The sequence below is a fragment of the Mesobacillus maritimus genome, from assembly GCF_044803185.1.
In the GTDB taxonomy this organism is placed as follows: Bacteria; Bacillota; Bacilli; order Bacillales; family Cytobacillaceae; genus Mesobacillus_B; species Mesobacillus_B maritimus_B.
Genome location: NZ_CP085225.1, coordinates 1,606,248 through 1,618,079 on the forward strand (window position 1 = coordinate 1,606,248; position 11,832 = coordinate 1,618,079).

Sequence of the window (11,832 nt, forward strand, 5' to 3'; positions counted from 1 at the left end):
GATACCGGGCACAGTCGCATTTATGGCTTTTTCATGTAGTTGAAATTCTAAGTTAGCATGGTTACTGCAATTGATTACTCACCCGATATGTTAAACAAAGCTAAAACAAAACTTGTTGATTAAGCAATTAACTTTTTTAGAAATGGATCACAACAGGTAAGTTTCAAAAATGAGTCCTTTGATGTAGTAGAGTTTCAGTGGTTCCCAATCCTAGTAAGTCTTTTGAGGAAATGACAAGAAGTATGGTAACGAAGCTATGGCTCCATAGTCAAACTATTCCTTTTAATATAGAAGCCAAATGATACATCCCTTTGCTCCTCCGCAACTTTTAACATTACTTTACGTCTAATTGGTAAAAGGAGGGAATGACATGAAAAAATTCGGATCTATTCTTTTGTTTATATTATTGTTATTGATCTCTACTAGTTGTGGAAGTACTAGCCCAAAGATAACAGAAGAACAAGCGAAATCAATCGTCATAGAACATCACACCGATAGCATTGGAGAAGTGGAAATCATATCTATTACACATAAAAATAACAAGTATAGGATTGAATGGGAAAACAAAGAAAATTGTGAGAATGGTATAGACATGATAAATGATGAAAATGGTGATATCGAAATGGTTGAGGCTTCGATATGTTAGGGGGATAACAAGGATAGTAGACAAACACAATGCGTGCGATGCACCAAGGAGGAAATAGGTTTATGGAAGAAGGTACAGTTAAAGGGTTTAATGCAGAAAAAGGCTTCGGGTTTATTGAGCATGAAAGCGGGAACGATGTATTCGTTATTCTCAGCTATCTAAAGCGAAGGCTTTAAGTCTCTTGACGAAGGCCACAAAGTTACGTTTGAAGTAGAACAAGGTCAACGTGGACCTCAAGCTTCGAATGTGCAAAAAGTATAATAACCCAGATAAATAAAAAAAGACTCTTATTACAGAGCTTTTTTTTTTTGGAAAGGCCCCAAAAAAACCCGCTCCATAAAAAGAACGGATTCTGTTTTGAAGTACAAAATATGAATTAACATTGCTTTTCGAATCGTAATTCGCACTAGAATTAAAAAGCAATTTGGCAAGTAAATCAGCAAAGAAAAATGCTTGGAGACAAATTAAATGCTCCAAGCATTTTTTATCCCAAATAAGCACCGGTTCATCGATTTCCAAATCTTCAAGAATTGCCAGGCGATAAGCTATTAAAATAAGGGGAGAAATTCCTCTTATTTAGGAAATTACACGAAAAATAGATGAAATAGAGGGAAAGATTCCCGCTATTTACTCGAAAAACATGAAAATGGACCATTTTGGTCTCCCTTAACGGGAAAACTCCCCTTATATCCCCCGAACCGAGCCCTATTCTGCAGGTTAACGGGAAAAACTCCCCTTCGTATTATAAGGTCAGCCAGATATTTCTGGTTGACCATTTTTTATATGGTTTTATTATTACGGTAGCCGGGGTAGAACGTAACTCCCCTTGGGAAGAAGATCCCGTTAAATAAACTGTTCACCCCCTACTTGCTTAAACATGATTTGGCTGGTTGGGACAACGATCCCGTATAACAAGCGAAGCTATGAAACTGCAAGAAGGACTAGGGGTTGCCGGCAAATTTAGATATTTATTGGAGGAGATATAAAAATGAATCCTGTTATTGGACTTGATGTGGCCAAAGGCGAAAGCCAAGTACAGGCTTTCCTGGATAAGAAAAAACCTTATAAAGCAAGCTTTAAAGTACCTCATACTCAAGAGGGATTTAAAATGTTAAGTAAGTTTCTTAGAGAAATAGTAGATCTTACGGGGATAACCCCACCCATTGTTCTGGAGTCTACAGGGCATTACCATATTCCAGTCGTCCAGTATTTTGACGAAAAAGGCTACCTGTTTATTATTGTAAACCCACTCGTTTCCCATCGGGCAAAAAGCTCTTCCTTGCGGAAGGTAAAAACAGACATAATCGATGCCAGGCATCTTTGCGAGCTCTATTACAAAGAGGATCTGGAGCCGTATAAAAAGCGTGGAATTCAGATTTTGAACCTTCGCAACCTTACGAGGCAGCACGAAAGCATGACAGGTATGTATGTACAAACAAAGCTCCATTTTCAGGCAGTGCTTGATCAAGTATTTCCAGAATACGAAAATGTTTTTGGTGACTTGTATTCGGTTGTCTCCCTATTAACTTTATTGGAATTCCCGACATCCAAAGAGGTATTGCGGATCGAAGAAGAAACCTTAGCCAACCGGATTAATGAACTTTGTAGAAGCCGTTCTAGTAAGTGGGCATGGACACAGGCAAAAAAGCTTATCGAGGCAGCCTGTAGGAATCCAATCAAGGAAGTTTTGTATCAAAGTCATATTGTAAGTCTGAAAATGCATATAGATATGCTTCTGGAGTACCAAAAACATCTATCAACACTAGAAGCAGAGATAGATGCTTTGGCTAAAGAAATGGAAGAATATAAAATCATTCAATCAATCCCTGGAATAGGTCGAAAGATCGCTGCAACGATCACTTCGGAAATCGGAGAGATTGAACGGTTTAACCACCCTAAAAAACTTGTTGCATTTGCCGGCGTTGACCCGAGTATCTTTGAGTCTGGGAGATTCAAAGGGACCGTGAACCGGATTACAAAAAGAGGTTCAAGCAGGCTAAGACACGCTTTATACATGGCTGTGCAATGTGCCATCCGTGATTCCCGAAAGAAGAAAACGACACCGGAAATCATCCCACGTAATAGGAAGATGCGGGAGTTCTATGATAAGAAACGTGAAGAAGGAAAGCCATACAAGGTAGCCATAATTGCGTGTGCAAATAAGCTTTTACATTGGATTTATGCACTATTAAAGAGCAATTCAACTTTCCAGGATATAGTCTAAAATGTAAGGTTAGCTAAATATACTAAAACCTTCCAAAATTGTTCTATCGGTTATTTGGCATGCTTATTTTTAGAATACCACACAATAAAAAGTCTTTTAAATGAAAAATGTTGACAAACTATTAGCTGGTTTATTTAAACAATCAGTGGTTACTCAATTAAGGATAAGAAAGAATATCTGCTTCATGTATCTGCCTCTCAGACATCAACACCCACCCTCTGCTAGTTAATATCATTTGTAGCACACCAATTGGTACAACAATTAGCATGCGAATTTTAATGCCGACAAAAACTTATGACACCTTGTTAAAAGGGTTCGAAATTCAGGGCGGATTTACCGTTTATTTTATTAAACCCCATATATATCAACAAAAAAGAAGCAGTCTAGTTCAGTTGCGAACAGGACTGCTAATTGGTATGCTAAATTAGTTTTTGTATTCGAAATCCGAACCCCGAACCCGTTACATAAAAAGAACGGGGTTTTTGCAATAAAGCAAATGGTAGACAAAGTATAACACAGTTGTTTGGTATACCACTTTTTTCTTGTAGCCACCTAATACATTATTGCTAATAGAACAAAAATAAATGAAAAACAACGGTCCCTTAGGAAAGGGAACAATTTATCACAACCCAGAGGGACAGGAGCTGAAATAAAATCGAAAATGGAGTCTGCCCCCCAGTATGATAAGGCATTAACGCTTTCGTACAGCGGGCGACTGACGCCAAAATGATGGTCCCAATGATTATAGAGATCACTCGCTAATTGTTTTGTCCTCCAAAGAAGTCATTGACCATGTCGTTAAAATCTTCAAATAGGCCATCATTGTTTCGACCAGTATTAATATTGTTTGAATAAGTAGTCAATTGATTGTACAAATCAGGATTGGCTGAAACGTAAACTTCGTGAATTTTATTATCAGCTTCCCTTACTTGGTCCGCTACTTTTTGCTCAAATTCACTAGATACTTTGCTATACCTATCATTGGTGTTATTACCCGCGTTCTCAGCACCGGCATGGCCATTGTCTGTATTCCGGTCATCACCTTGTCTATTTACAACGCCATTATTTGTACGGTTTCCTTCCTCGTTATTGAGGCTAGTAAGCTTTATAGCCACATAGGCATTATTGTTTGAGATAATCACATGCGCGTCATCCACTTCATTCATTTCTTCCACTTGCTGCTCCGCACGATCTGAGATGGTAAGGGTTTTATTATTCCGATTTTCATCAAAAACCCTTGGTGCTGCATTGTTAGTTTGTACCTGTTGATTACCATTGTTGTTGCCCCCGGCTGAATTATCATTCCCAGCACAGGCTGTAAGTGATAGTGTCAAAACTGCCGACCCTAAGATGACCCAACTTTTTTTCATATGATTCACTCCTTTTCATTACTCTGTTCTTATGATGACAAAATTGGATAGAACTATTCGTAAAAAGGAGGAAGTTCCCGCTAACAAGATGCGCGAGTAAAAGTCACAGAAACGCCCCGGATTTTCTTGTTTCACAAAATGTTCACCAGCCAGGGGAAAATGAGAACAATCTAGGCACTATTGGCATTTCATTCATTTTAGAGTTGGGGTTTGTAAGGAGAATGTGCGGTTTATGGCCTTGGTCGTGAGGCCTGGAAATCCATTAGAAAATGGACTTCCCTCAAATAATAATTTTCTTATGGTTCCTTTGTTTGAGTCTGTGCTCGTAGAAATCCCATTACCCACCATATTCAATTAGGTCTTTTGTTTTTTGGGGGGATAGGGGAGCATTTAAGTTTGGTATTTTGTTCTTTTTTAAAAAGTAGAAAGTGCCAGGCACTTTTTGTAACCTATGCCTTTGTCATGTGTGAAAAAAGGAAAAAGGTGGAATTTAGCTACTGAACCAATCGAAGTGAAAATTAAATAATCAATAAAGGGTCAGGGGTTTCTGACCCAATTTATACTATTAAATTACGAGTTCATTGCTGGTATTAAGCAACACTAACAATATGATTTAATCAATTAAACCTGTTTGATATGCTCGAAGACATTGTGAGTAACCAATACGAATTTAAGCAATTCCGGCTTTCATTAGCATTCCGTCTAAAGGGCGGTTCATATTACCTTCTAGCCATTGGGCGGTATCGATAAGCTTGTTCAAATCTGTGCCTGTTTCAATCCCCATTCCATGGAACATATTCACCATGTCTTCCGTACATGCATTGCCGACTGCTTTTGGTGCAAACGGGCAGCCACCAAGACCAGCAATCGAAGAATCAAAACGCTGCACGCCAGCTTGGTAACCTGCTAAGATGTTGGCTAAACCGAGACCGCGTGTATTGTGGAAATGCAGACCTAATGATAAATCATTTCCAAACTGTTCATAGAAAGCTGCAACCACGGTCTGAACTTGTATAGGGTTGGCCAATCCTGTTGTATCCGCTAGAGTAATTTCCGAACATCCTGCTTTTAAAAATTTCTCGGCCACTGATAGCACTTTTTTTAATGGAACTTCTCCCTCAAATGGGCATCCAAATGCAGTTCCGAGTACTCCTGCTACCCCTTTATTGGATTCAGCTCCCTCTTGAATGACTTTTGAAAGTTCTTCAACAGCTTGATCAACGGTTCTTTTCGCGTTTCTTAAATTAAAGGAATCACTAGTCGTTGTCACGATATGAAGAAAGTCAACATCGGTGGTTAGTGCACGCTCAAGACCCGAACGGCTTAAGACGAGTCCGCCATAGCGGATATCCTTAGATTTTGGAAGGATCTTAAGCAGTTCTTCAGCATCGGCCATTTGCGGAACAACCTTTGGGTTGACAAAGGACACGGCCTCAATATTGCGGATTCCAGCATCAATTAATTTGGAGATTAATTTCGCTTTTGTTTCGGTGCTAAGAATTTTTTTCTCATTTTGTAATCCGTCCCGAGGACCTACTTCGCAAATTTCAATCATTTTTCTTCCTCCTTAAATAAGTGACTAATTTTAATATCATCTAAATGTTTTAACACATTGTCGCGTCCTTGGAAGATATGTTCGTGCATCGCAATTCGAGCTCGTTCAGGTTCTTTGTTTTCAATGGCAGTAAAAATGGTTTTATGAACTTCAAGAGATTGTTGCAGGTGAAAATCGGTGTACCAATAAAATGAACGAAAGACGATTGGAATGACAACCACTTTTGAGATATGAAAATGAAGATGTTTGTTTTTCGCAGCCGAAACAATAGCTTCATGAAATCTTTGATTCACTCTGACAATTTTACGGATGTTGGTCATATCGGATTGAAAGTTTTCATTGATTGCTTTTTCATATAACTCATTTGCGATTTTCAGTTCAATCAGATCTTCTTCCGTTCGATTAATGGCAGCCTGACTAGCTGCATAGCTTTCAAGCAAACTTCTTAAATCGTAGATCTCTCTGATATCCTCTTTCGTAAAGCGCCTGACCCCGACTCCTCTTTTTAAAGGAATAACCAACCCTTCCGCTTCCAATTGTTTAATGGCCTCTCTGATAGGCGTTCTGCTGATGTTTAGTTCTTTCGCTAAAGTTTCTTCACCCAACCTCATCCCGGGCTCATATTTTCCAAGAATAATGGCATCTTTAATAAACTTGTATGCATCCATTCCAACACCTCAGGTATATTGTATACAAAGGGCAAAAACTTTTCAACGAATTTTCTGAAAACTATATAAAAATGGTCTATTTATTGTTAATTTACTACCAAAGTAGCGATTTATCTTAAAATTTAAAAAATAGTATTGACTTATTGTATACAAACCAATAAATTTGTATACATAAGTCAGAAAATTCAAATCAAATCTAAATACAACCTTGGGGGGATGGACATGACGGAACATACATTACCATTGGAAGATTTACGTGTGTTAGAATTGGGAACTTTATTGGCTGGTCCGTTTACTGGTAGATTACTAGGAGACTTTGGTGCGGAAGTGATTAAAGTAGAACCGCCTGGAAAATCGGATCCAATGCGTGATTGGGGAAAATCAAAAGATGGAGTCGGGCTTTGGTGGCCAATCCAATCTAGAAACAAAAAATCCATTACGCTGAACTTGCGCGAAGAAGAAGGGCAACAGATTTTAAAAGAATTAGTAAAAGAAGCAGATATTCTCATTGAGAATTTTCGTCCTGGAACAATGGAAAAGTGGAATCTTTCCTATGAAACCCTTTCAGAAATTAATCCTAAACTAGTGATGGTGCGGACATCTGGCTTCGGACAAACTGGGCCATATAAAAATCGCGCTGGATTTGGTAGTGTGGGAGAAGCAATGGGAGGGCTTCGAAATGTAACCGGTTTCGAAGACCGTCCGCCATCAAGAATTGGCGTTTCCATGGGCGACACTTTATCCGCTTTGTTTGCAACCATCGGCTGCCTTGTTGCGGTCCATGAACGTAAACAATCTGGAAGAGGACAAGTGGTGGATACCGCCCTTTATGAATCCGTTTTCTCCGTCATGGAAAGCATTATCCCAGATTATCTACTAGCAGGCTATATTCGTGAACGGATGGGGAATATACTCCCTGGTGTGGCACCATCCAATATTTATTTTACAAAAGACAAAACCTATATTGTCATCGGTGCAAACGCAGATGGCGTGTTTCGTAGACTTTGTGAGGCAATGGAACAGCCTGAACTCGCAGATGATCCACGTTTTGCGACCCACCATGCAAGGGGAGAAAATATGAAGCTCCTTGATTCGATGATAGAAGAGTGGACGAAAACCCTGCCAGCTAAAGAGGCATTAGCCATTCTTGAAGAAAAAGGAGTGCCTTCAGGACTAATCTATACGGCGAAGGACATTATTGAAGATCCGCAATATCAAGCCAGGGAAATGATCGTTCACGTGGAGCATCCGCAGCTAGGTGATTTCCCGATGCCAGGAGTTGTACCAAAACTAAGCAGAACTCCAGGTGAAATTAAGCATGTAGGTCCAGAGCTGATGGGGAAACATAATGAAGAAATCTATCAAGGACTGCTAGGATTTGATGATGAAAAATTAAAAGAATTAGAGGAAATGAAGATCATTTAAAGGAGGCTGTCAAATGGGCAAAACATTGTATGAAAAAATTTGGGAGAGGCATCTTGTTGTCGATGAGAAGGATCAGCCATCTGTAGTGTACGTCGATCTTCATTTGGTTCATGAAGTCACTTCTCCACAAGCATTTGAAGGACTTCGAATTCATAATCGCAAAGTGCGCCGGCCGGATTTAACTTTGGCGACGATGGACCACAGTATTCCAACTAGAAACCGTTCTTTGCCAATTCAAGATGAAATCGCAAGGAAACAAGTGGATACACTGGTGGACAATTGCCGTGATTTTGGGATCAAGCTTTTTGATTTGAAAAGTAGCAATCAAGGAATTGTCCATGTCATTGCTCCTGAGTTGGGGATTACCCAACCAGGGCAAACCATCGTCTGTGGTGACAGCCATACCTCCACACATGGAGCGTTCGGTGCCTTAGCTTTTGGAATTGGCACAAGTGAAGTCGAACATGTCTTAGCAACTCAAACCTTAAAACAATATCAATCTAAAACACTTGCAATCAATGTAAAAGGGGAGTTGCCACTTGGGACGACAGCGAAAGACTTGATTCTTTCGATTATTGGAAAATACGGGCATGATTTTGCGACCGGTTATGTAATTGAATATCGTGGCGAAGCCATCCGAAAACTTTCAATGGAAGAGCGAATGACCGTTTGTAATATGAGTATCGAAATGGGGGCACGCGCAGGATTGATTGCTCCTGATGAAACCACATTTGCTTATTTAAATGGGAAAGAATGTGCACCGAAAGGCTCTGAATGGGAAGCCGCATTAACCGAGTGGAAAACACTTTCCAGCGATGAAGATGCTAGTTTCGATTTAGAGATTGATTTTGATGCAGAGCAAGTAACTCCCCAAGTCACATGGGGGACGAATCCTGGACAAGTCGTTGGGATCAATGAAAAGGTTCCAAACCCAGCAGAACTTCCTGAAGAACAAAAACGTTCAACTGAAAAAGCGCTCCGCTATATGGGACTTGCGCCGGAAACTCCGATCACTGAAGTTCAAGTGGATAAAGTGTTTATTGGTTCTTGTACGAACAGCCGCATTGAGGATTTGAGAAAAGCGGCTGCAATTGTGAGCGGGAATCAAGTGGCTGAAAGGGTAGAGGCACTTGTGGTCCCAGGATCTCAGCTTGTGAAACAGCAAGCGGAATCCGAAGGCCTTGATCAGATTTTTTTACAGGCAGGGTTCGAGTGGCGTGAAGCAGGCTGCAGCATGTGTCTAGGAATGAATGACGATCTTGTCGGTCCAGAGGAGCGATGTGCGTCGACTTCCAACCGAAACTTTGAAGGCCGTCAAGGAAGAAAGGCAAGAACACATTTAGTGAGTCCCGAAATGGCAGCAGCCGCTGCGATTGCTGGGCATTTTGTTGATGTTCGTAAATGGCCAACAAAGGAACTGAAAGGAGTGAATGTTTAATGCAATCCTTTACGACAGTGACAGGAGTGGTGGCTCCCTTAGATGCCGTGAATGTAGATACGGACGCGATTATTCCAAAGCAATTTCTAAAACGAATCGAAAGAACAGGGTTTGGTCAGTTTCTTTTCTACGATTGGCGTTATGAAAATGGTCAGGAAAAGCCTGACTTTGTATTAAACAAAGAGCCTTATCGGAATGCGCCGATTCTCCTAACGAGAAAGAACTTTGGCTGCGGTTCCTCAAGGGAGCACGCACCGTGGGCACTTTCAGAGTTTGGCATCCGTGTCATTCTTGCACCATCTTTTGCGGATATATTTCATAACAATTGCTTTAAAAATGGAATTTTACCAATTGTTCTTCCAGAGGAGGTTATTCAGTCTTTATTTCAACAAGCGGAAACCCAACCTGGATTCGAATTGACGGTGGATTTAGAGACTCAATCTGTAAAAGGCGCGAATGGGTTTGAAGCATCTTTCGATATTGCCCCTTATCGGAAGCAATTATTGCTTGAGGGACTAGATGAAGTTGGAGCTACTTTAAGAACAGAGAATCGTATCACGGAATTCGAAGAGCAACACAAAGTGTTTTATCAATTGACGTTTTAAGAATTGAATGGACACTATGGGTATAATTTACTGAATTTTTAAACATGGAGGTTGTCGCATGAACAAGGATGTGAAAGAACCGATTCGCAAAAAGTGGATTTGGATAGGACTTGTGCTCATTACGATAGGGAATGTACCTTGGTACTTTTCTGATTCAATGGTTGAGCCGTATATTTTCGGTTTCCCGTTATGGGGGTTCATCATTTTACTATTTTCAATCATTTTAAGTGCCTATTTAAGTTGGATTTGTTTGACACAGTGGAAAATTGTTGAAGACGAAGAAGAAGCGAACAAGTAGAGGGGGGATACCATGGGTGAATTAGCGTTTGCTGGGGTAGATGGAATTATTATTTTGTCCGCGTTTGCGATCATCATGCTTTTAATCGGTTATTTCTCAGGCCGGGGTGAAAAAAATATTCATGGAAGCTTATCAGGGTATTATTTAGCCGGGAAAAACTTAGGAATCATTGCTTTGTTTTTTACACTATTTGCGACGCAATATAGTGGGAATACGATTGTGGGCTATGCTCCGACAGCTTACCGGACAGGATTTTCCTGGTTGCAGTCAATCTCGTTTATGACAATTATTATTGGTGTTTATTTACTATTCGCACCTAGGTTATATGTGATTGCGAAAAAACGAAACTTTGTCACGCCTACAGACTGGCTTCAACACCGTTTCAACTCAAAAGGGGTCACCCTTCTAGCCATTTTCCTCATGCTTTGGGGATTAGGAAACTATTTGCTTGAACAATTGGTCGCCATCGGTCAGGCTGTATCAGGAATGACCGGAGGGACGATTCCATACCAAGTGGCTGTTTTAGTGTTTGTCTTCGTCATGTTAGCCTATGAGTGGATGGGTGGCATGAAGGCGGTTGCCTTCACGGATGTCATGCAGGGGATTATCCTATTGATTGGGATCATTGCCTTCGTGGCAGGCGGTATTTATTTAGCAGGTGGTAGTTTCGGATCCATTACTCAATTTATCGCAGAGAATGAGCCAGCTAAATTAGCGGTACCAGCAGCCGAAGTAAATATTAATTGGTTCAGTATGCTTATTCTTGTTGGACTAGGCGCAAGTATCTATCCACATGCCGTACAAAGGATCTATGCGGCAAAAAGTGAAAAAACATTGAAAAAGTCATTTGCACGGATGGCATGGATGCCGCTATTAACGACCGGACTTGTATTTCTAGTTGGGATTATTGGACTTAAACTATTCCCAGGTTTAGAAGGGGGTCAATCTGAACAGCTTGTTGGGTTAATGGCAAATGAAATCGCTTCAATTAATTCATTTTTATACTGGATTATGATCATCTTCTTTGGGGGGATTGTTGCAGCGATTGTTTCCACAGCCGACTCGGTTTTATTAAGTTTTTCATCCTTAATTTCGAATGATGTGTATGGGAAATTTATTAAGCCGAACGCTAGCGAACACCGAAAAGTAATGGTTGGGAAAATCGTTGGGATTATTGCCATCTTTGGCTTGCTATGGATTGCCTGGAATCCACCAGGAACTTTGTACGAAATCTTCGTATTGAAATTTGAATTACTCGTACAAGTATTCCCAGCATTTGTTCTAGGTTTGTATTGGAAACGTTTAGATGGGAAGGCAGTATTCTGGGGAATGGTCATTGGCGCAATTGTTGCAGGTATGCTTACATTTACCGGTAACAAAACCGTTTATGGAATTCACGGTGGAGTCATTGGATTGGCACTAAACTTTGTTATTTGTGTGGCCGGTTCATACCAGTCTTCTGCTTCTGCTAAGAAAGATCCTGTTCTGGAAGAAGATATGAATGCGGTGAATCTATAAGGTTAATAGATAAAGTGATACTTCCCTCAGTGGGGCGCCCCACTGAGGGTTTGTTGCTCAAGTGCAAAACAAAAAGAGGCGAACG

10 protein-coding genes and 1 pseudogene are annotated in these 11,832 nt (G+C 40.4%); 8 read left to right on the plus strand and 3 right to left on the minus strand.

Going from position 1 to position 11,832, the window contains the following annotated elements; genetic code table 11:
* Positions 1 to 370 precede the first annotated feature (370 nt).
* The 3 genes and pseudogenes from LG336_RS07665 to LG336_RS07675 all read left to right on the plus strand — a co-directional run bounded on the left by LG336_RS07665 (position 371) and on the right by LG336_RS07675 (position 2,870).
* Entirely contained in the window at positions 371 to 646 is a 276-nt protein-coding gene (locus tag LG336_RS07665; RefSeq protein ID WP_404331985.1) for a hypothetical protein, read from the plus strand.
* A 62-nt stretch (positions 647 to 708) separates the two neighbouring features.
* Positions 709 to 907, plus strand: a pseudogene (locus tag LG336_RS07670) (cold-shock protein).
* A gap of 727 nt (positions 908 to 1,634) precedes the next feature.
* Positions 1,635 to 2,870: an IS110 family transposase gene (locus tag LG336_RS07675; RefSeq protein WP_404331986.1), complete on the plus strand. Its 1,236-nt coding sequence runs from the start codon at positions 1,635 to 1,637 to the stop codon at positions 2,868 to 2,870.
* A gap of 758 nt (positions 2,871 to 3,628) precedes the next feature.
* Here LG336_RS07675 and LG336_RS07680 read toward each other — a convergent pair.
* The 3 genes from LG336_RS07680 to LG336_RS07690 form a co-directional block, all read right to left on the minus strand.
* Positions 3,629 to 4,240, minus strand: a complete 612-nt coding sequence (locus LG336_RS07680; RefSeq protein WP_404331987.1) for a YhcN/YlaJ family sporulation lipoprotein — start codon at positions 4,238 to 4,240, stop codon at positions 3,629 to 3,631.
* A gap of 670 nt (positions 4,241 to 4,910) precedes the next feature.
* A complete protein-coding gene (locus LG336_RS07685; RefSeq protein ID WP_404331988.1) occupies positions 4,911 to 5,795 on the minus strand; it encodes a hydroxymethylglutaryl-CoA lyase in 885 nt (294 codons plus the stop codon).
* Positions 5,792 to 6,463 carry a GntR family transcriptional regulator gene (locus LG336_RS07690; RefSeq protein ID WP_404331989.1) on the minus strand — a complete coding sequence of 224 codons (672 nt, stop codon included), beginning with the start codon at positions 6,461 to 6,463 and terminating at the stop codon, positions 5,792 to 5,794. Before LG336_RS07690 ends, LG336_RS07685 begins: the two co-directional genes overlap by 4 nt.
* Before the next feature lie 222 nt (positions 6,464 to 6,685).
* Here LG336_RS07690 and LG336_RS07695 point away from each other — a divergent pair, with 222 nt between their 5' ends.
* The 5 genes from LG336_RS07695 to LG336_RS07715 are packed head-to-tail and all read left to right on the plus strand — an operon-like array spanning position 6,686 to position 11,747.
* Positions 6,686 to 7,888 carry a CaiB/BaiF CoA transferase family protein gene (locus LG336_RS07695; RefSeq protein WP_404331990.1) on the plus strand — a complete coding sequence of 401 codons (1,203 nt, stop codon included), beginning with the start codon at positions 6,686 to 6,688 and terminating at the stop codon, positions 7,886 to 7,888.
* Positions 7,889 to 7,901: 13 nt separating this feature from the next.
* On the plus strand, positions 7,902 to 9,326 hold the full coding sequence (gene leuC, locus LG336_RS07700) for a 3-isopropylmalate dehydratase large subunit (RefSeq protein ID WP_404331991.1): 1,425 nt from the start codon (positions 7,902 to 7,904) through the stop codon (positions 9,324 to 9,326).
* Positions 9,326 to 9,931, plus strand: coding sequence for a 3-isopropylmalate dehydratase small subunit (leuD, locus tag LG336_RS07705; protein WP_404331992.1), 606 nt, complete (start codon positions 9,326 to 9,328; stop codon positions 9,929 to 9,931). The genes leuC and leuD overlap by 1 nt, the downstream gene beginning before the upstream one ends.
* Before the next feature lie 58 nt (positions 9,932 to 9,989).
* Positions 9,990 to 10,229 (plus strand): hypothetical protein, encoded by a 240-nt coding sequence (locus LG336_RS07710; protein ID WP_404331993.1) that lies wholly within the window; start codon positions 9,990 to 9,992, stop codon positions 10,227 to 10,229.
* Between the two features lie 12 nt (positions 10,230 to 10,241).
* Positions 10,242 to 11,747, plus strand: a complete 1,506-nt coding sequence (locus tag LG336_RS07715) for a sodium:solute symporter (protein ID WP_404331994.1) — start codon at positions 10,242 to 10,244, stop codon at positions 11,745 to 11,747.
* Positions 11,748 to 11,832 lie beyond the last annotated feature (85 nt).

What these genes read in the sequence shown, in the direction of transcription:
- LG336_RS07690 (WP_404331989.1), bottom strand. Translation starts at nt 6,463, where the DNA reads ATGGATGCATACAAGTTTATTAAAGATGCCATTATTCTTGGAAAATAT.
- LG336_RS07685 (WP_404331988.1), bottom strand. Translation starts at nt 5,795, where the DNA reads ATGATTGAAATTTGCGAAGTAGGTCCTCGGGACGGATTACAAAATGAG.
- LG336_RS07710 (WP_404331993.1), top strand. Translation starts at nt 9,990, where the DNA reads ATGAACAAGGATGTGAAAGAACCGATTCGCAAAAAGTGGATTTGGATA.
- LG336_RS07680 (WP_404331987.1), bottom strand. Translation starts at nt 4,240, where the DNA reads ATGAAAAAAAGTTGGGTCATCTTAGGGTCGGCAGTTTTGACACTATCA.
- leuD (WP_404331992.1), top strand. Translation starts at nt 9,326, where the DNA reads ATGCAATCCTTTACGACAGTGACAGGAGTGGTGGCTCCCTTAGATGCC.
- LG336_RS07665 (WP_404331985.1), top strand. Translation starts at nt 371, where the DNA reads ATGAAAAAATTCGGATCTATTCTTTTGTTTATATTATTGTTATTGATC.
- LG336_RS07715 (WP_404331994.1), top strand. Translation starts at nt 10,242, where the DNA reads ATGGGTGAATTAGCGTTTGCTGGGGTAGATGGAATTATTATTTTGTCC.
- LG336_RS07675 (WP_404331986.1), top strand. Translation starts at nt 1,635, where the DNA reads ATGAATCCTGTTATTGGACTTGATGTGGCCAAAGGCGAAAGCCAAGTA.
- LG336_RS07695 (WP_404331990.1), top strand. Translation starts at nt 6,686, where the DNA reads ATGACGGAACATACATTACCATTGGAAGATTTACGTGTGTTAGAATTG.
- leuC (WP_404331991.1), top strand. Translation starts at nt 7,902, where the DNA reads ATGGGCAAAACATTGTATGAAAAAATTTGGGAGAGGCATCTTGTTGTC.